Here is an 18,119-nt window from a genome sequence, read left to right as displayed (position 1 = left end):
TCCGCCTCCCCGGAAATTTCCCCCGTGGTCACGCTGGGGACCGAAGGGTTCGGCTTGGTCACGTGCTTGTGGCTGGGTTGCGTCACGTTCCCCTGAGGTTGCGTTGGTCCGTGGTCGGCACGAGACCGCAGATGATGATCCACGAGACGGGCTCTACTCGCGGTCTTCGGCGGTCTGCCGCCGGCTGCGTGCGAACAGCAGGCCACCGACGAGCAGGATCACCACGACGCCGCCGACGATGCCGAGGATCAGCCCGGTGCTGCTACCGGAGTCGGCCGCCGCCTCGCTGGTGCCGGCGCCGGACGTGGTCATCCGGCCGTTCTCGTCGAACGCCGGCACCGGACCCTCACCATTGGGCGTGGCGCCGTAGTAGCCCCAGTAGCCCTGCTGGTTCATGATCACGCCGCCGTCGGCGGGCTGCAGCGGAAAGCCCTCGAAGGCGGCCTTGCGGTAGGCCTCCAGTGCGTTGTCGTAGCCGAAGATCACCAGGGTGGCCCGCTCGTAGAGCACCTGCTGCATCTGCTTGACGATGTCGGCCCGCTTGGCGGGGTCGAACTCCTGCAGCTGCTGGGCGTAGAGGTCGTCGTACTCCTTGTCGCACAGGAACGAGTCCGGCGTGCCGCCCTCGCCCTGCGCGTTCGGCCGGTTGGCACAGGTCTGCAGCGACAGCACGTAGTCCGGGTCCGGGTTGGCGTTCCAGCCGGAGAACGCGAGGTCGAACTCGCCGCGGGTGGTGTCCTGGTTGACCTGGTCGTCCGATCGCGGCTGCAAGGTCACGTTGAGGCCGATGTCCTTGAGCCAGCCCACGATGAACGGCCCGGCGTTCTCGTCGACGACGCTCTCGGCGTGCGCGAGCAACCGCAGGTTGAGCGGCTTGCCCTGCTTGTCCAGCCGGACACCGTCCGGGCCCTTCCGGTAGCCGGCCTCGTCGAGCATCCGGTTCGCCTCGTCGAGGTCGAACTCGCGCTTGATGTCATCCGGTGGCGACCACGCGTAGTCGGTGAAGACCGGCGGGACGTAGCCCTTGGCCTCCTCGGCGTAGCCGCCCCACACCTTGTCCACCAGCGTCTTGGAGTCGATGGCGGTGGCGATGGCCTCGCGCAGCTTGATGTCCTTGAGGGCCGGGTTGCCGTTGCCGATCGGCTTGCCGTCGTTGGTGGCCGCACCGGGGTTGATCAGGATCTCGTTGAACCGCCGGTTCTTGGCGTTGTTGAGCGCGATGTCCGGGTTGCCCTTGAGCGCGTCGAACTGTGTCGGGCTGAGCCGGTTCACCAGATCGACCTGGCCGCTCTGCAGCGCGGTGACCGCGGCGTCGGAGTTGCGGTAGTAGATGAAGTGCACCTCGTCGACCATCGGCGGGCCGCGCCAGTAGTTCTCGTTGGCCTTCATCTTGACGAACTGGGCCTCTTTGAACTCCGTCACGGTGTAGGGCCCGCTGCCCACCATCGGGAACTCCGGCTCGGCGCCGATGTCGGACATCTTCGACCAGATGTGCTCGGGCACGATCGGGATGTCCAGAGCGAGCATCGTCGCCTGCGGCACCTTGGTCTTGATCACCAGGGTGTAGTCGTCGGTCGCCTCCACCGACTCCCACTGCGAGACGTAGCTGCCGTTGGCGGTCGCCGCGGCCTCGTCGGTCAACATCTGGTTGAACGTGAACGCCGGGTCCTTCGCGGTCAGCGGCTCACCGTCGGACCACTTCACGTCCTTGCGCATGTGGAAGGTCCAGGTGAGCTTGTCGTCGGAGGTCTCCCAGCTCTCCGCGAGGCTCGGCTGTGGCTTCTGGTCCTTCTGGCTGTAGACGGTGAGGTAGTCGAAGGCGGTGCGCAGGATGTCCGTTCCCGTTCGCGTGATGCTGATGAACGGGTTGAGCGAGTCGATCTCCTGGGTCACGCCGACCTTGAGGATCTTGGGCTGCTGGGCCGCAGCTTCCCGCTCCGGCGCGGTTGCCGCGCTGGCCGGGGCCCCCAGGGGCACCGTGACCAGGGCGGACACGAGAAGTGTGATACCGAGTCCGACACGCCTCGATCTCACGATGATCACCTCTTCCTATAGTTGAGAGGAAGTAACCACCTACGGGCCGAAAAAGTCAATCTGTGTCGGCCGCGACATCGAGACGGGTACCAAGACGTAACGTGGGGCCCGTGCGGATCATGATCTCAGCCGACATGGAAGGCGCCACGGGCGTCACCTGGACCGCCGACGTCGAGGCGGGCACCGAGCCGTGGCAGCGGTTCCGGAAGATGTTCACCAGGGACGTCAACGCGTGCGTCGAGGGCCTGTTCGCGGGCGGTGCGTCCGACGTGCTGGTGAACGAGGCGCACTCGTCGCAGCGCAACGTCCTGCTCGAGGAGCTCGACGGGCGGGCGCGCATGCTCACCGGCCGGCACAAGCCGCTGTCCATGATGCAGGGCATCGACTCCGGGGTCGACGGCGTCGTCTTCCTCGGCTACCACGCCGCCGCCGGGCTCGACGGCGTGCTCTCCCACACGTACCTGCCGAACCAGATCACCGGCGTGTGGCTGGACGGCGTGCGGGCGAGCGAGGGCCGGCTCAACTCCGCGCTCGCCGCCGAGCACGGCGTGCCGGTCCTCCTGGTCACCGGCGACGATCTGACCTGCGCGGACGCCGCCGAGTACGACCCGGATGCGGGGACGGTCGCGGTGAAGGAGTGCGTCAGCCGCTACGCCGCGATCTGCACGCCGCCCGCGGTCACCGCCACGATGATCACCGACGCGGCGCGGCGGGCGATGGCCCGCGCCGGACGTTTCGCCGGCGCGGTCGCCGGACACCGGATAGAGGTCGAGTTCGGCGCGGCGCACCTGGCCGCGGCCGCCGCGGTGGTGCCGACGGTGGACCAGCTGGACGTCCGGCGCGTCGGCTTCGACGCCGCGTCGATGACCGACGCGATGAAGGCGTTCAAGGTGGTCACCGCCATCGCGAGCGGTGCCGTGGAGGGCAGCTATGGGTGAGCCGACCGAGCGGAGCTTGCCGGAGTGAGCATGGATTCCGTTGAGGACCTGTGTGCGCAGCTGATCAGGTTCGACACGACCAACCTCGGGGGCGGCGAGTCCGAAGGGGAGCGTGAGGCGGCCGAGTTCATCGCGTCGCACCTGGCCGCGGCCGGACTGCGGCCGGCGCTGCTGGAGCGCTCGCCACGGCGCAGCAACGTGGTCGCCCGCGTGGCCGGGTCCGACCCGTCGCTGCCGCCGCTGCTCGTGCACGCCCACCTCGACGTGGTGCCCGCCGACCCGGCCGAGTGGACGGTGCCGCCGTTCGCGGGCGAGATCCGCGACGGGTTCGTGTGGGGCCGCGGCGCGGTGGACATGAAGGACATGTGCGCCACCGTGCTGACCGTGCTGCACCGGTGGGCCACACAGGGCCGCGGGCCGCGCCGGGACATCGTGCTCGCGTTCGTGGCCGACGAGGAGGACCGCGGCGACTGGGGCGCCCACTGGCTCGTGGCCGAGCACCGCTCGCTGTTCGACGGCGTCGCCGCGGCCATCGGCGAGTCCGGCGGGTACACGGTCCGCGCGTCGTCGGCGGGCGGCGAGCCGGTGCGCCTCTACCCGGTGGCGACCGCCGAGCGCGGTACCGCGCACCTGAGGCTGACCGCCAACGGGCGGGCCGGGCACGGCTCGCGGCGCAACGACGACAACGCCGTGCGCAAGCTGCTCGCCGCCGTACAGCGGCTCTCCGAGCACCGCTGGCCGGTCGTGCTGACCCCCGCGGTCCGTGCGTTCTTCGAGCGGGCCGGCGCGGCGCTCGGGGCCGAGGTCGACCTGTCGTCGGACGAGGCGGTCGAGGAGACGCTGCGCCGCTTCGGCCCCGCGGCGAAGATCGCGGAGAACACCGTGCGCAACAGCACGACGCCGACCGTGCTGGACGCCGGCCACAAGGTGAACGTCATCCCGGGTGTCGCGCAGGCCCAGGTGGACACCCGGGTCCTGCCGGGCACCCAGGACGAGCTGCTCGCCGAGGTGGACCGGCTGCTCGGCCGGGAGGTCACCCGCGAGCTCCTGGTGAACCAGCCGCCGGTGCAGGCGCCGGTCGACTCCCCGTGGTTCGCCGCGATGACCGCCGCGCTCGAGGCCGAGGACCCCGGTGCCGTCGTGGTCCCGTTCTGCATGGGCGGCGGCACCGACGCGAAGGCCTTCGCGGCACTGGGCATCGACTGCTACGGGTTCGCGCCCCTGTGGCTACCGGAGGACTTCGACCACCGGCTGATGGCCCATGGCGTGGACGAACGCGTCCCGGTGGCGGGCCTGCGCTTCGGCACCGACGTCCTCGACCGCTTCCTGTCCACGGTCTGACGCCGGTCAGGGAGTCAGGGCCATGTTGACGGTACGCACCGATCCGGGCGACATCACCTCGATCACCAGCTCGACACGCGCTTCGCCGACGACGCGAACTCTCCCCCAGCACGCGGCTTCTCGCTCGGGTCCGGTTGAGCACAGGACAACCCGTCCCGACACGTCCACTTCGGACGGTTCGGATCAGTGGCTCGTCACACACGTGTCGCGGGCAGGCCGGTCGGGTTGACCTCCGGCAGCATGCCCGAGCGCCACAACGAGTCCACCGATGGCCGCAGCGCGGCCAGCACCCGCTCGACGGCGTCCTCGCCCAGCCCCGCCAGCCCGCCGGTCCACGCCCGCTCGTCGGTCCGCTCCTCGATCGCATCGAGGAACTCCGCCCCCCACGCGGTCAGCGTGCCGTCCTCGGCCAGCATGCCTCGCCCCCGCAGCGCGCGGGCGGCCGCGTCCCACTCCGCCACCGGCCAGCCCCGCACGGACCGCATGAGCTCGGCCGGGAACCTGCCCGCACCGACCTGCAGCACGAGCGCCTCGAGCCCGGTGACGCCGGCCGCCAGCAGCGCCGCCACGTGCCCGTCGCCGCGGTGCTCGCGCAGCGTCGTGGCGAGTTGCCACACCGCCGCCACCGGGTCGTCCGGCAGCGGCAGCTCCGCGTTCGCCGCGTACAGCGCGCGGCCGGTCGGGTCCATCGAGGCGGCCACCGGCGCCAGCGACGACACGACGTCCGCCAACGCCGCCTCGTCCACCCCGGCCATGCGCAACGCGGCGGTCGACACCGCGGACCGGGCGGCCAGGCACGCCGCCGGCTCGGCCCGCGACCACGCGTCCGGCAACGCCTTGAAGACCATCGACGGCTCGAACCCGGCGAACGCGGCGACCACCACACCGGGGCCGACCGGTCCCAGCGGTGCGGCGCGGAACGCGAAGTAGGTCATCCAGTAACCGCGCAACCCGATCTCGACCCCGGCGTCGCGGACGCCGGGCGCGAAGTAGACCACGCCGTGTATCGGTTCCAGAGCCGTCCACAGACGGCGGGCGGGGTGCATGGGTACCTCCTCGGGTGTCTGGTGCGGTGGCCGGGAATGTTGGTGGGCCGTCGAGAGACCCGGCGAACGTTCCCGGCCACCGCACTGAGATCATGCGCCACCGGCGGCCGGTCGAGGGTGTGAGGAGCGTCGCGGATGAGTGCTCGGGGTTTCTTCTCCTCGTTCGAGAACACCGACCCGCCGCTGACCTGGATCGACGTCGCCGACATCGACGACAAGGGCGCACCCCGCGTGTCCGGCGCGACCATGAGCACTCGCGAGGGCGGCGGCCCCGGCAAGCCGTACGCCGCGAAGCCCGGGGTCGGGTTCACCGGCACGCGCGCGCTGCGTTACCAGGGCACGCACGCCGCCCGCGGCACCGCGAGCGTTGTGAACAAGCTGTTCCTCGTCGACATGCTCGTCGCGCGCGACACCGAGCTGTCCTACGTGATCTTCCCCGAGCTGCTCGGCGACGACCTGCGCTACCCGAGCACGTACCTCGTGGTCGACCTCGCCTTCGACGACGGCACCCGGCTCTCCGAGCTCGGTCTCACCGACCAGCTCGGCTTCGGCTGGAACCCCCGTGCGCAGGGCGAGTCGCGGGCGCTCGCGCCCGGGCAGTGGAACAGGCGGGCCGTGCGGATCGGCGGGGTCGCCGAGGGCAAGGTCGTCGTCAAGGTGCTGCTCGGCTACGACAACCCGGCCGGGCCCGCCGAGTTCGCCGGCTGGGTCGACGACATCAGGATCGTCGACCAACCCAGGCCCGAGCCGCGCCGCCCGGTCGATCACGTGCTCACCACCCGCGGCACCAACTCCACCAAGGCCTACTCGCGCGGCAACACGTTCCCGGCGACCTCGGTGCCGCACGGGTTCAACTTCTGGACCCCGGTCACCGACGCCGGCGCCAAGGACTGGATCTACACCTACCAGCGGCACAACGACGACAAGAACCTGCCGTCCCTGCGGGCGTTGTCGGTCAGCCACCAGCCGAGCCCGTGGATGGGTGACCGGCAGACCTTTCAGGTGCTTCCCTCGGCCACCACCGGCAAGCCCCGCGCCGGCCGCCGCGCGCGGGCGCTGACCTTCCGGCACCACAACGAGATCGCCCGCCCGCACCACTACGGCGTCCGGTTCACCAACGGCATCCGCGCCGACATCGTGCCCACCGACCACGCGGCGCTGCTGCGGTTCACCTTTCCCGGCGAGGACGCCAACCTGATCTTCGACAACATCGGCCGGCAGGGCCGGCTCGTCCTGGATCCGGTCGGCGGCGCCGTGTCCGGCTACTCGGATGTCCGAAGTGGACTTTCTGTCGGCGCGACCCGGATGTTCTTCCATGCCACGTTCGACCGCGCGATCGTGGGCGGCGGGCACCTGTGGCGGTGGTTCTTCACCCGCAGGGTCACCGGCTACCTGCGGTTCGAGCCCGACCCGGCCGGCGAGACCACGGTGACGATGCGCATCGCCACCTCGTTCATCAGTGCGGCCCAGGCCAAGCGCAACCTGTGGCTGGAGATCTCCGACGACGACACGTTCGAGACCGTGCGCGAGCGCGCGGCGCGGGCGTGGGACGAGCGGCTCGGGCACATCGAGGTCGAGGGCGCCAGCGAGGACCAGCTCGTCACGCTGTACTCCAACCTCTACCGGCTGCACCTCTACCCGAACCGCATCCACGAGAACACCGGCACGGCCGAGGCGCCGGCGCCGGCCTACGCGAGCCCGTTCACGAAGCCGGCCAGGAAGAACACGCCCACGCAGACCGGTGCCGCGGTCGTGTCCGGCAAGGCGTACGTGAACAACGGGTTCTGGGACACCTACCGCACCACGTGGCCCGCCTATGCGCTGCTCGATCCTGTCCACTGTGGAGAGTTGGTCGCCGGGTTCGTGCGGCAGTACGCGGACAGCGGGTGGATCGCGCGCTGGTCCTCCCCCGGTCACGCCGACCTGATGACCGGCACCAGCTCCGACGTGGCGTTCGCCGACGCCTACCTCAAGGGCGTGCGCGGCTTCGACATCCAGGCCGCCTACGAGGCCGCGCTGCACAACGCGACGGTCGCCCCGCCCGATGCCGCGGTGGGCCGCAAGGGGCTCGAGCGGTCGATCTTCATCGGGTACACGCCGACCTCCACCGATTACGGCCTGTCCTGGACGCTCGAGGGCTGCCTCAACGACTTCGGGATCGCGAACCTCGCGGCGATGCTCGGTGACAAGGACAACCACGAGTACTTCCTCGACCGGGCACTGCACTACGTCCACTCGTTCGACCCGGACACCGGGTTCTTCCAGGGACGGCGGGACAACGGCCGCTTCCGGTACGGCGCCAACCAGTTCGACCCGCGCGCGTGGGGTGGCGACTACGTGGAGACCAACGCGTGGAACACCGCGTTCAGCGTGCCGCACGACGGTGCCGGGCTCGCCGGCCTGCACGGCGGCCGGCACGCGCTCGCGGCGAAGCTGGACGAGTTCTTCGCGACGCCGGAGACCGGCCGGGCCCGCGGGAGGTACTGGCGGCCGATCCACGAGATGGCCGAGGCACGCGACGTGCGGATGGGACAGTACGGGCACAGCAACCAGCCCTCGCACCACATTCCGTACATGTACGCCTACGCCGGCGCCCTGTGGCGCACCCAGGAGAAGGTGCGCGACGTGCTGGCCCGGCTCTACGCCGGCAGCGAGATCGGCCAGGGCTACTACGGCGACGAGGACAACGGCGAGATGTCCGCGTGGTGGTTGTTCAGCGCGCTCGGCTTCTACCCGCTGCGGGTCGGCAGCGCCGAGTACGTGATCGGCTCACCGCTGTTCCGCAAGGCCACCGTGAAGCTCGGGGGCGGCGCGGAGATCGTGGTCAACGCGCCGAACAACGACCCGGCCAACGTGTACGTGCAGAGCCTGCGGGTCAACGGCGTGTCCTACGACAAGGCATACCTGCCGCACGAGCTGCTCGCCAACGGCGCAGTGCTCGACTTCCAGATGGGCCCCGCGCCGAGCGGCTGGGGTTGCGGGCCGGACGCGCTGCCCCCGTCGATCACGGCGGCGGACACGCTGCCGCGGCCCATGCACGACATCACCGACGCGGGCTTCGGCGAGGGCAGCGACGGCGTGAACGTGGCCCCGCTCTTCGACGACACGAGCCGTACGCAGGTGGTGTTCAACACGCCGACCGCGTGGATCAGCTACCGGACCACGGTGGATCCCGTGACGGTGCGGTTCTACACGCTGACCTCGAGCACCCGCCGGGACGACCCGCGCAGCTGGACACTGCGCGGGTCGATCGACGGCTCGAACTGGGTCGTGCTGGACGAGCGGAGCCGGGAGACATTCCCGTGGCGCCGCCAGACGAGAGCGTTCGCCGTGGCCGACCCAGGCCCGTACGTCCACTACCGACTGGACATCACGGAGAACACGGGCGCCCCGACGGTCAGCCTCGCCCAGCTGGAGCTGCTCGCCCGCTAGGTGTGCTGTCCGGGGGACCACGATCCGTCAGACGTGCCCCCTAGGTCCGGCCCGTGGTGCGGAACCGGACGTAATCCTTGTTGGCCGCGCCGAACGACAGGATCAGCGCGACGATCGGCATCACGGCCAGCAGGACCGGCACGATCGGGTCGGCTCCCCGGATCAGCCAGTACACGCACAGCACGAGCTGCAGGCCGGTCGCGATCACGAGCAGCGGGCCCGCCGTGCCCGACAGCACCTTCACGCCGGCGTAGACGAGCAGGCCGACGCCGACCAGCTGCACGATCGAGACGATCCACGCCTCAGCGAGACCGGCGCCGATGTCCACGCCACCCGCGCTCGTCTCGAGGTCGTCGGCCACGTTCTCGATCGCGGCGAGGCCGATCATCAGGATGCCGGTGGTGATCAGCGTGACGCCGGCCTGGACGAAGGCCAGCACCGCGGTGGCGGTCGTGTTGCCGGGTCGGGCGACGGGCCCGCCGCCGTATTCCTGCGGCGCCTGGGGCATGCCGCCGTAGCCCTGCTGGTAGCCCGGCGCGGGTGGCGGCCCACCGCCGCCCGGGTGGCTGCCGCCGGGCTGGTTGTCTGGATGGGTCATGAGCTCTCCGTTACATACCGCGGACGTCAGCCGCGGCGGGACTGCAGGAACTGGGTGACGTGGGCGCCCAGGGCCATCACCATGATGATCACCGGCATGATCGCGAAGAAGATCGCGGAGCCGATGGCGACGGCCTTCACGTCCTCCACGAAGTCGATCCCACCCGAGTCGGTGGCACCGAACCGGATCAGCCAGACGAGACAGATCGCGAGCTCGAGGGCGGCACCGGCGACCAGCATGGTCCGTCCCTTGCCGCCCATGATCTGCACGCCACCCCAGATGAGCAGCACGATGCCGATGGTCTGCGCGAGCGCGACGATCGCCTGCAGCGCGAGCTCGCCGCCCTCGAGGTTGGCCACGCCGATCCACACCAGGATCGTGGTGATCGTGGTGATGCCGGCCTGGATGTAGGCGAGCACCGCCGCGCCGGTCACGACGCCCGGGCGGGCGACCGGCCCGCCGCTGTACTCCTGCGGCGCCTGGGGCATGCCGCCGTAGCCCTGCTGGTAGCCCGGCTGGTAGCCCGGCGCCTGGGGGGCCTGCGGGAGCCCACCGCCACCCGGCTGCATTCCCCCACTGTCCGGATAGCCGCCTGGCTGCTGGAACCCGCCACTGCCCGGGTAGTTCCCGCCAGGCTGCTGGCCGTATGGCTGTGTCATGAAAACTCCTCGTAGTCCGCCACGGCGGAGCGAAATGGTGCCCGCATACTGGCACAATCGTCGGTCAGAACTCGCCGGTTTCACCCAGATCGTGACGGGTGTCGTCGGGAGATGTCGACGATCATGCCGAGCGACCGGTCGGTCCCCCAGGGACGGCGTCCCCGGCCGGCGGCTCGTCCCCCTCGGACTCCGGCTCGGGCGGCACGATACTCGCCAGCTCACCGCCGTTGTCGTTCAGCCGGAGCACGAACGGGCGGGTCTCGGTGTAGTGGATCGCCGACACCGACGCGGGGTTGACCACGATCCGCTGGAACGAGTCCAGGTGCTGGCCGAGCGCGTCGGCGATGATGGCCTTGAGCACGTCGCCGTGGCTGCACAGCAACCACACCGCGCGCGGGCCGTGCTCGGCGGCGATCCGGGCGTCGTACGCGCGCACCGCGCCCACCGCCCGCGTCTGCACGTTCGCCAGCCCCTCGCCGGCGGGGAACACGGCGGCCGAAGGGTGCTGCTGCACCACCGACCACAGCTTCTCCTTGACCAGGGTCTTGAGCTCCCGCCCCGTCCAGTCCCCATAGTCCACTTCGGACAGCGAGTCCTCGGTGACCGGGTCGAGCCCCCGCGCGCGAGCGAGCGGCTCGACGGTCTGCTGGCAGCGCAGCAGCGGCGAGCAGACGATGCCCGCGAGGGGCACCTGCGCGAGCCGGTTCACCAGCGCGGCCGCCTGCGTGCGCCCGGTGGCGTCGAGCTCGACGCCCGGCGACCGTCCGGCGAGGACGCCCGATCCGTTGGCGCTGGAGCGGGCGTGCCGGAGCAGTACGACGATGGCCACACCACGACCTTACGTGGCGGTCAGGCTTCGAGGACGCCGCCGGCCAGCAGACCGAACAGCGCCACGCCGACGAACACCCGGTAGACGCCGAACCCGTTGATGCTGTGCCGCGCCACGAACCGCAGCAGCCACGCCACGGAGGCGTACGCGACCACGAAGGACACCGCCGTGCCGACGATCAGCGGCACCGCTCCCACGCCCGTGCCGAGCGCGTCCCCGAGCTCGTAGATCCCCGCGCCGGTCAGCGCCGGGATCGACAGGAAGAACGACAGCCGCGTCGCGGTGACCCGGTCCAGGCCGAGCAGCAGCGAGGTGGAGATCGTCGCGCCGGACCGGGAGAAGCCGGGGAACAGCATGGCGAGGATCTGCGACGAGCCGACGAGCATCGCGTCGGTGATCGTGACCTCCTTCTCGCCGCGCCGCTGCGTGCCCTTCTTCTCCGCGAGCCACATGACCCCGCTGCCGACGATCAGCGAGCCCGCCACGATCCACAACGACGCGAGCGGGCCCTTGATCAGGTCCTGGGCGAGGACGCCGACGAGGACGATCGGGATCGTGGCGTAGATGATCCACCACGCGAACTTGTAGTCGTGCTCGGTGCGGGCGGCCGGGTTCGCGAGACCGTGCCCCCACGCCCGCGCGAGCCGCACGATGTCGCTGAAGAAGAACACCAGCACCGCGGCGATCGCGCCCACCTGGATCACCGCGGTGAAGCCGACGACGGCCGGGTCGTCCACCGGGATGTCGAGGAAGCCCTCGGCGATCTTCAGGTGGCCGGTCGAGGAGACCGGCAGGAACTCCGTCAGGCCCTCGACGACGCCGAGAATGACCGAGTCAAGGACACTGATCGTGGTAGTCAAGAACCGTCCTCGCCATCAGGTCGGCGAACCGGGCCCACCACCCGGTCAGTCGCCGACGCCAGCCTTGTCCAGAGCGTCCACCGCGACCCGCAGCGCCGCGACGCTCTGCTCGAGATCTTGCAGTACGGGGGTGACGGTCAGTGTGGTGACCCCCGACTCGGCGAGCGCCTGCATCCGCTCCGCGATCCGCTCCCGCGGTCCGAGCAGCGACGTCGCGTCCACGAAGCCCAGCGGGACCGCCGCCGCGGCCCCCGCGTAGTCCTTCTCCAGGTACCGGTTCTGGATCTCCGCCGCCTCCGCCTCGTAGCCCATCCGGCACGCGAGGTTGTTGTAGAAGTTCTGCTCGCGGCTGCCCATGCCGCCCACGTACAGCGCCGCGTAGTGCCGGACGAGATCGGCCGCGGTCTGCCAGTCGTCGCCGACGACCAGGGGCGAGGTGGGCACGACGTCGAAGCCGGCCATGGTCTTGCCGGCCTTCTCCCGGCCCTGCCGAATGAGCTCGAGCGACTCGCGGGCGTACTCGGGCGAGTAGAAGATCGCGAGCCAGCCGTCCGCGACCTCACCGGTCAGCTCGAGGTTCTTCGGGCCGATCGAGGCCAGGTAGACCGGGATCTCCTCGCGGACCGGGTGCACGATCAGCTTCAGCGGCTTGCCCGGACCGTCGGGCAGCGGCAGCGTGAAGTGCTTGCCCTCGAAGGTGACCCGCTCGCGGCGCAGCGCCAGGCGCACGATGTCGACGTACTCGCGGGTGCGGGCCAGCGGCCGGTCGAACTTGACTCCGTACCAGCCCTCGGACACCTGCGGCCCGGACACGCCGAGGCCGAGCCGGAACCGGCCGCCGGAGAGCGTGTCGAGCGTCGCCGCGGTCATCGCCGCCATCGTCGGCTGGCGTGCGGGGATCTGCAGGATCGCGCTGCCGACGTCGATCCGTTCGGTGTGCGCCGCGACCCACGCGAGCACCGTCGGCACGTCGGAGCCGTAGGCCTCCGCGGCCCACGCGACCGAGAACCCGAGCCGGTCGGCCTCCTTCGCCAGCTCGAGGTTGTTCGCGTCGTTGCCGGCACCCCAGTAGCCGAGGTTCAGTCCGAGTCGCATTCGCCGACCATACCGACGCCTCGGTCGGTGCCGACTGTGTCGGTTGCCACCCGTCCGCCACCCGTTGCGGGGAGCCTGCCAGCGACAACGGGGTCGTCCGCTTAGGCTTCCCCGGTGGAGCAGAGACACCTCGGGCACAGCGGGCTGCGGGTGTCCAGGATCGGCCTGGGCACGATGACCTGGGGCCAGGACACCGACGCCGACGAGGCCGCCAGCCAGCTCGTCGCGTTCGCCGACCTGGGCGGCACGCTCGTGGACACCGCGGACGTCTGCAACGACGGCGAGGCGGAGCGGATCCTGGGCACGCTGCTCGACGATCTCGTCCCCCGGCAGGACATCGTGCTCGCCACGAAGGCGGTCGCCCGGCGCGACGAGGGCCCGTTCGGCGGCGGCGCGTCCCGCGGCGCGCTGCTCACCGCGCTCGAGGGGTCGCTGCGCCGGCTGCGGGTGGACCACATCGACCTGTGGCAGCTGCACGCCTGGGACGTCGCGGTGCACATCGAGGAGACGCTGTCGGCCGTCGACGCGGCGGTGTCGAGCGGCAAGGTCCGCTACGCCGGGGTGTCGAACTACGCCGGCTGGCAGCTCGCGACGGCCGCGCAGCTCCAGCGGACCAAGCCGGCCGGCGCGCCGATCGTGTCGACACAGATGGAGTACTCGCTGCTGGAGCGGGGCCTCGAGCGCGAGGTCGGCCCCGCGGCCGGGCACCACGGGATCGGCCTGCTCGCGTGGGCGCCGCTCGGCCGCGGGGTGCTCACCGGCAAGTACCGCGCCGCGACGCCGGCCGACTCGCGCGGCGCGTCCACCCACTACGCGCCCTACGTCGACTACCACCGCACCGAGCGGGCCGCGCGCATCGTGCAGGCCGTGGTGACCGCGGCCGACGGGCTGGCCACCTCGCCGCTGTCGGTGGCGCTGGCCTGGGTGCGCGACCGGCCCGGCGTGGCGTCCGCGGTCGTCGGCGCGCGTGACACCGGGCAGCTGCTCGGCTCGCTGGTATCCGAGGAGCTGACGCTGCCGGCCGCGATCCGGGCGGCGCTGGACGACGTGAGCAACATCGAGCTCGGCTACCCGGAGACCAAGCTCGGCTGAGCCGATCCGTTCGGCTGAACACGCCCGGCTCGGCTCGCGGCGGCCCAGGCCGGCCGGGATCGTGTCCGCATGAACCTCAGCCGCCGTACCCTGCTGGCGTTCGGCACGGCGACCGCGGCCGGCGTGCTCGCCGCTCCCGCGCATGCCTCTCCCCCGCCTGCCGCTTCCCCGCCTGCCGCTTCCCCGCCTGCCGCTTCCCCGCCTGCCGCTTCCCCGTCGAGCCGCGACGCGTGGTCCCGGCTCGTCGCCGGCAACGCGCGGTTCGCCGCCGGCCGCCCCGTTCATCCCCGCCAGGACCCCACGTACCGCCGCGGTCTCGTCGGCGGGCAGGAGCCGTTCGCCTGCGTGCTCGGCTGCGCGGACTCCCGGGTACCGCCCGAACTGCTGTTCGACCAGGACCTCGGCGACCTGTTCGCCGTGCGCGCGGTCGGCGAGGTGCTCGACGACGCGGTCGTGGGCAGTGTCGAGTACGCCGTCGAGCACCTCGGCGTGCGGGCCGTCGTCGTGCTCGGGCACTCCGGCTGCGGCGCGGTACGCGCGGCGATCGAGCTGGTGCATGGCACGAGCGAGGTCACCGGCTCGGTCAGTACCGTGGCGCGCGCGATCGAGGCGACGGTGCGCGCCACACCCCCTCGGCCGGACTTCCTCGCCGCCTGCGTGCGCAACCAGGCGAGCGGCGTGGCCGAAGAGCTGCCGCGCCGGTCGAGCATGATCCACGAAGCGCGCGTGGAGATCATTCCGGCGGTCTACGACCTGGACAGCGGGCTCGTCCGCCGGCACTGACACGGCATGACACGCTGTCACCGGTGCCGCGGCACACTGACCCGAAACAGGGGTTAGCGTCGGGGCCGGTAATGGAGCATGCTGGAGGGAACGTCCCGACGGCGTGACGCAGGGTGTCCGACCATCGTGCGCCACGACCCTCGGGTCGCCGTACGTGTCGGAGGTCGATGTTGCGTCGCTTGGTTGCCGTGGTGCTCGGGTGCTGCGCCGCGGTGGGGACGGCCTGCTCTTCCGGTGAGCCCAGCGACGAGTTGATGGTGTCGGACAACCCGACCGCGGCGACGGCGGCGCGGTCGCCGGCGGCCACGGCCGAGCCGGCGGGGACGGTGCACGCGCTGGCCGGCACGCCGACATCCATGATCGTCGACGCCGACACCCGGCTGCTCGCGGTCGCCGTCGACGAGCCGGCGGCCGTCCTGCTCTACCAGATCGACGAGGCCGGCGGGCTGGCCGAGCCCACCAGGGTCGGGCTGCCCGGCCCGGTTGACGCGCTGACCCTGGACCGCCCGGGTGGCCCGCTGCTGGCCGCGGCGGGCTCGTCCGGCGAGCTGATCCGGATCACGCTGCCCGACGGGGAGGCGGCACCCGCGCCGATCCGCGGCGAGCCGGTGAGCGCGGCCTCGCTCGGCGACCGCACGCTCGTCGCGGTGCGCGACCGCAAGGCCGTGGCCGTGCTGGGCGGGCAGCGGATCTACCGGATGATCAGCGGCGGGCTCTACAGCGCCGACCAGGTGCTCTCGACCGGTGACGACGCGGTCGTCCTCGACCGGCTGCGCAACGCGTTGTTCGAGCTCGACGTGCGCGCCGGCTCGGTCGACGAGGGCCTGCGGGCCGGTGAGGGCGCGACGAACGCCGTGACCGACCGGTTCGGCCGGGTGCTCGTCGCCGACACCCGGGGCGACGCGCTGCTGGCGTTCTCGCTGGACCCGCTGCTGATGCGGCAGCGGTACCCGGTGCCCGGGGCGCCGTACGCGCTCACCTACGACCCGGAGCGCGACCTGGCGTGGGTGACGCTCACCGCGACGAACGAGGTCGTCGGCTTCGACGTCGCGGGTGGCCAGCCCGAGGAGAAATACCGCTTCCCCACCGTGGAGCAGCCGAACAACGTTGCCGTGGACCCGATCAGCGGGCGCGTGATCGTCGCGTCCGCCACAGGAAAGGGAATTCAGGTGATTGCCGTATGAGTTCAGACGGGGTGATCGACGGGGACTGGGAGTACCGGCCGTTGCGGCTGCCCCCCGGGGTGTCGCGGCGCGCAGCGGCCACACAGCTTTCCATCCACGCGGAGTTCAACGGCTGGGAGCTGTCCAACGTGCGGCTCTACTCGGACGGGAGCCGACGGGTGCTGCTCAAGCGGCGGCGCTCCGTCGGCCTCCTGCCCGGGCTGGCTACTTGAGGTTCTCCCCGACGTCCTGCCACACCGTGCGAGCACCGGCGTCCCCGACGCGGTAGATGTGGATGCCGGTGCCGATCGAGAGACCGACGGTCGCGAGCATCGCCACGACCAGGGCCACCGTCAGGCCGGTCGAGCGCTTGGTCGCGGTCATGGTCTCGGTCGCCACCGAGCCGCCGCCGTCGTCGATCTCCGGGGCGGCCGGCGTACGCGTCTGCCGTTCGCTCATGGTGTGCACGATCATGAGGGCGGCCACGGAGACCGTCAGGCCGAGCGCCCACCAGATCATGATGTCGGCCAGCTCCTGGTGCCGGTCGATGAGCGGGTTGCCACCGCCGAGCCCCGTCTCCAGGTTCTCGCCGCTCGTCGTGGCCACGGGCACGAGCGCCGTCGCGACCGCGGCGGCCGCGACGGTCAGCCAGCCGAACCGCCGGCGCACGGCCGGCCAGACGGCGGTCAGGATCGCGCCGAGCGAGGCGATCGGCAACAGCACCACCACGAAGTGCACGATAAGTGGATGCAGCGGGAGGCCGGTGATGAGTTCGGGCACGATTCCTCCGGTTGGGGTCCGAAACGTCGGGTGCTGATTCTGGTGGCTCGGCGTCACTGTGGTTACGCGGCACGCCAGTAAAAGGTTCAACTACCCGACTTTCGGAGGGTCAGCAGGCGCGGAGGAAGCGGTCGAGCACGCGGGTCCCGAACCGGACCGCGTCGACCGGGACGCGCTCGTCGACGCCGTGGAAGAGCGCGGTGAAGTCGAGGTCGGGCGGCAGCCGCAGCGGGGCGAAGCCGAAGCAGCGGATGCCCAGCGTCTGGAAGTGCTTGGAGTCGGTCCCGCCGGACAGGACGTACGGGATCGTCCGCGCGCCGGGGTCCTCCGCCACGACCGCCGCGGTCATCGCGTCCACGAGGTCCCCGTCGAAGGTCGTCTCCACGGACGGCAGGTGCGTCACCCACTCGCGCTCGACGTCCGGCCCGAGGATCTCGTCGAGCTCACGCTCGAAGGCTTCCTCCCGGCCGGGCAGCACGCGGCAGTCCACCACGGCCTCGGCGACGGACGGGATGACGTTGGCCTTGTAGCCGGCGGTCAGCATCGTCGGGTTGGCCGTGTCCCGCAGCGTCGCGCCCACGACGCGGGCGAATGGCCCGAGCTTGGCGACGGAGCCGGCGAGGTCGCCCTCGTCGAACTCGATCCCGGTGAGCTCGGTCATCGAAGCCAGGAAGGCCCGCACCGAGTCGGTGACGACGAGCGGGAACTGGTGCTCCCCCAGCCGCGCGACGGCGGCGGCGAGCTTGGTGACGGCGTTGTCGTCGTGGATCATCGACCCGTGGCCCGCGCGCCCCCGCACACGCAGCCGCATCCAGGCGATCCCCTTCTCGGCGATCTCGATCGTGTACGCGCGCAGGTCGTCGGCGAGCGTGATCGAGAACCCGCCGACTTCCCCGATCGCCTCGGTCACGCCGTCGAACAGATCGGGCCGGTTCCGGACCAGCCACTGCGCCCCGAGCGCCCCACCAGCCTCCTCATCCGCGACGAACGCGAAGACGAGATCGCGCGGCGGCGTAACCCCGTCCCGCATGAACCGCCGCGCGACGGCCAGCATCATCCCGATCATGTCCTTCATGTCGACCGCGCCACGCCCCCAGATGTACCCGTCCCGCACGGCGCCCGAGAAAGGGTGCACGGACCACTCGGTGGGATCGGCGGGTACGACGTCGAGGTGCCCGTGGATCAGCAGCGCTCCCCGGTCGGGATCCGCACCCCGCAGCCGTACGAAGACGTTGCTCCGCCCCGGCGCTCCGGAGTCGAGCGTCGTGACCTCATACCCGACCTCGGCGAGCTGCTCCGCGACGTACTCGGCCGCCACCCGCTCGCCCACGGTGGTGTCCGGTTCGCCGGTGTTGGAGGTATCGATACGGATGAGCTCACTGGTGAGCCGAACGGCCTCGTCCTGCGCCTGAGCGGTGGTGTCACTGGTCACGGGCCCTTCCTACCATCGCCCAAGCCCAGTTGGGCGC

General features: G+C 71.2%; 16 protein-coding genes. 7 read left to right on the top strand and 9 right to left on the bottom strand.

Translation table 11 applies throughout. The annotated features are described in order from the left end of the window. Window positions 1-153: 153 nt before the first annotated feature. Window positions 154-1,995, bottom strand: coding sequence for an ABC transporter substrate-binding protein (locus ACRDTB_RS13680; protein WP_431430566.1), 1,842 nt, complete (start codon window positions 1,993-1,995; stop codon window positions 154-156). A gap of 149 nt (window positions 1,996-2,144) precedes the next feature. Here ACRDTB_RS13680 and ACRDTB_RS13675 point away from each other — a divergent pair, with 149 nt between their 5' ends. Continuing rightward, window positions 2,145-2,972 (top strand): M55 family metallopeptidase, encoded by an 828-nt coding sequence (locus ACRDTB_RS13675; protein WP_431430565.1) that lies wholly within the window; start codon window positions 2,145-2,147, stop codon window positions 2,970-2,972. A gap of 30 nt (window positions 2,973-3,002) precedes the next feature. Then, window positions 3,003-4,313: a M20/M25/M40 family metallo-hydrolase gene (locus tag ACRDTB_RS13670; protein ID WP_431430564.1), complete on the top strand. Its 1,311-nt coding sequence runs from the start codon at window positions 3,003-3,005 to the stop codon at window positions 4,311-4,313. A gap of 194 nt (window positions 4,314-4,507) precedes the next feature. Here the strand turns inward: ACRDTB_RS13670 and ACRDTB_RS13665 are convergent, their stop codons facing one another. After that, window positions 4,508-5,359, bottom strand: coding sequence for an SCO6745 family protein (locus ACRDTB_RS13665; RefSeq protein WP_431430563.1), 852 nt, complete (start codon window positions 5,357-5,359; stop codon window positions 4,508-4,510). A gap of 135 nt (window positions 5,360-5,494) precedes the next feature. Between ACRDTB_RS13665 and ACRDTB_RS13660 the strand changes: the two genes are divergently transcribed. Next, a complete protein-coding gene (locus ACRDTB_RS13660) occupies window positions 5,495-8,791 on the top strand; it encodes a GH92 family glycosyl hydrolase (protein ID WP_431430562.1) in 3,297 nt (1,098 codons plus the stop codon). Between the two features lie 40 nt (window positions 8,792-8,831). On the opposite strand, the gene ACRDTB_RS13655 is transcribed toward ACRDTB_RS13660, so the two are convergent. The 5 genes from ACRDTB_RS13655 to ACRDTB_RS13635 all read right to left on the bottom strand — a co-directional run bounded on the left by ACRDTB_RS13655 (window position 8,832) and on the right by ACRDTB_RS13635 (window position 12,832). Further along, window positions 8,832-9,389 (bottom strand): hypothetical protein, encoded by a 558-nt coding sequence (locus ACRDTB_RS13655; RefSeq protein WP_431430559.1) that lies wholly within the window; start codon window positions 9,387-9,389, stop codon window positions 8,832-8,834. A 26-nt stretch (window positions 9,390-9,415) separates the two neighbouring features. Beyond that, window positions 9,416-10,048, bottom strand: a complete 633-nt coding sequence (locus ACRDTB_RS13650) for a hypothetical protein (RefSeq protein ID WP_431430557.1) — start codon at window positions 10,046-10,048, stop codon at window positions 9,416-9,418. Between the two features lie 121 nt (window positions 10,049-10,169). Continuing rightward, window positions 10,170-10,877: a histidine phosphatase family protein gene (locus ACRDTB_RS13645; RefSeq protein WP_431430555.1), complete on the bottom strand. Its 708-nt coding sequence runs from the start codon at window positions 10,875-10,877 to the stop codon at window positions 10,170-10,172. A gap of 20 nt (window positions 10,878-10,897) precedes the next feature. Continuing rightward, a complete protein-coding gene (locus tag ACRDTB_RS13640; protein WP_431430554.1) occupies window positions 10,898-11,737 on the bottom strand; it encodes an undecaprenyl-diphosphate phosphatase in 840 nt (279 codons plus the stop codon). 45 nt (window positions 11,738-11,782) lie between these two features. After that, on the bottom strand, window positions 11,783-12,832 hold the full coding sequence (locus ACRDTB_RS13635; protein WP_431430552.1) for an LLM class F420-dependent oxidoreductase: 1,050 nt from the start codon (window positions 12,830-12,832) through the stop codon (window positions 11,783-11,785). A 114-nt stretch (window positions 12,833-12,946) separates the two neighbouring features. Between ACRDTB_RS13635 and ACRDTB_RS13630 the strand changes: the two genes are divergently transcribed. The 4 genes from ACRDTB_RS13630 to ACRDTB_RS13615 all read left to right on the top strand — a co-directional run bounded on the left by ACRDTB_RS13630 (window position 12,947) and on the right by ACRDTB_RS13615 (window position 16,103). Next, window positions 12,947-13,924 carry an aldo/keto reductase gene (locus ACRDTB_RS13630; protein WP_431430551.1) on the top strand — a complete coding sequence of 326 codons (978 nt, stop codon included), beginning with the start codon at window positions 12,947-12,949 and terminating at the stop codon, window positions 13,922-13,924. 69 nt (window positions 13,925-13,993) lie between these two features. Next, a complete protein-coding gene (locus ACRDTB_RS13625; RefSeq protein ID WP_431430550.1) occupies window positions 13,994-14,707 on the top strand; it encodes a carbonic anhydrase in 714 nt (237 codons plus the stop codon). 167 nt (window positions 14,708-14,874) lie between these two features. Further along, window positions 14,875-15,891, top strand: coding sequence for a YncE family protein (locus ACRDTB_RS13620; RefSeq protein ID WP_431430549.1), 1,017 nt, complete (start codon window positions 14,875-14,877; stop codon window positions 15,889-15,891). Next, complete coding sequence (locus ACRDTB_RS13615; RefSeq protein WP_431430548.1) at window positions 15,888-16,103, top strand: DUF5703 family protein; 216 nt, start codon at window positions 15,888-15,890, stop codon at window positions 16,101-16,103. The genes ACRDTB_RS13620 and ACRDTB_RS13615 overlap by 4 nt, the downstream gene beginning before the upstream one ends. On the opposite strand, the gene ACRDTB_RS13610 is transcribed toward ACRDTB_RS13615, so the two are convergent. Together ACRDTB_RS13610 and ACRDTB_RS13605 are read right to left on the bottom strand one after the other, a co-directional pair. Then, window positions 16,096-16,650, bottom strand: coding sequence for a DUF2231 domain-containing protein (locus ACRDTB_RS13610; RefSeq protein ID WP_431430547.1), 555 nt, complete (start codon window positions 16,648-16,650; stop codon window positions 16,096-16,098). The genes ACRDTB_RS13615 and ACRDTB_RS13610 overlap by 8 nt on opposite strands. A gap of 109 nt (window positions 16,651-16,759) precedes the next feature. After that, complete coding sequence (locus ACRDTB_RS13605) at window positions 16,760-18,082, bottom strand: M20/M25/M40 family metallo-hydrolase (protein WP_431430546.1); 1,323 nt, start codon at window positions 18,080-18,082, stop codon at window positions 16,760-16,762. Window positions 18,083-18,119 lie beyond the last annotated feature (37 nt).

This window comes from Actinophytocola sp., assembly GCF_050699935.1.
Classification (GTDB): Bacteria; Actinomycetota; Actinomycetes; order Mycobacteriales; family Pseudonocardiaceae; genus Actinophytocola.
The sequence above is the reverse complement of the archived record's forward strand: the minus strand, read 5'-3'. Positions and strand labels throughout refer to the sequence as shown.

Bases quoted from the DNA above. Each gene is read 5' to 3' on its own strand.
- ACRDTB_RS13670 (WP_431430564.1), top strand. From the start codon at position 3,003: ATGGATTCCGTTGAGGACCTGTGTGCGCAGCTGATCAGGTTCGACACG.
- ACRDTB_RS13665 (WP_431430563.1), bottom strand. From the start codon at position 5,359: ATGCACCCCGCCCGCCGTCTGTGGACGGCTCTGGAACCGATACACGGC.
- ACRDTB_RS13660 (WP_431430562.1), top strand. From the start codon at position 5,495: ATGAGTGCTCGGGGTTTCTTCTCCTCGTTCGAGAACACCGACCCGCCG.
- ACRDTB_RS13655 (WP_431430559.1), bottom strand. From the start codon at position 9,389: ATGACCCATCCAGACAACCAGCCCGGCGGCAGCCACCCGGGCGGCGGT.
- ACRDTB_RS13650 (WP_431430557.1), bottom strand. From the start codon at position 10,048: ATGACACAGCCATACGGCCAGCAGCCTGGCGGGAACTACCCGGGCAGT.
- ACRDTB_RS13635 (WP_431430552.1), bottom strand. From the start codon at position 12,832: ATGCGACTCGGACTGAACCTCGGCTACTGGGGTGCCGGCAACGACGCG.
- ACRDTB_RS13625 (WP_431430550.1), top strand. From the start codon at position 13,994: ATGAACCTCAGCCGCCGTACCCTGCTGGCGTTCGGCACGGCGACCGCG.
- ACRDTB_RS13620 (WP_431430549.1), top strand. From the start codon at position 14,875: ATGTTGCGTCGCTTGGTTGCCGTGGTGCTCGGGTGCTGCGCCGCGGTG.
- ACRDTB_RS13615 (WP_431430548.1), top strand. From the start codon at position 15,888: ATGAGTTCAGACGGGGTGATCGACGGGGACTGGGAGTACCGGCCGTTG.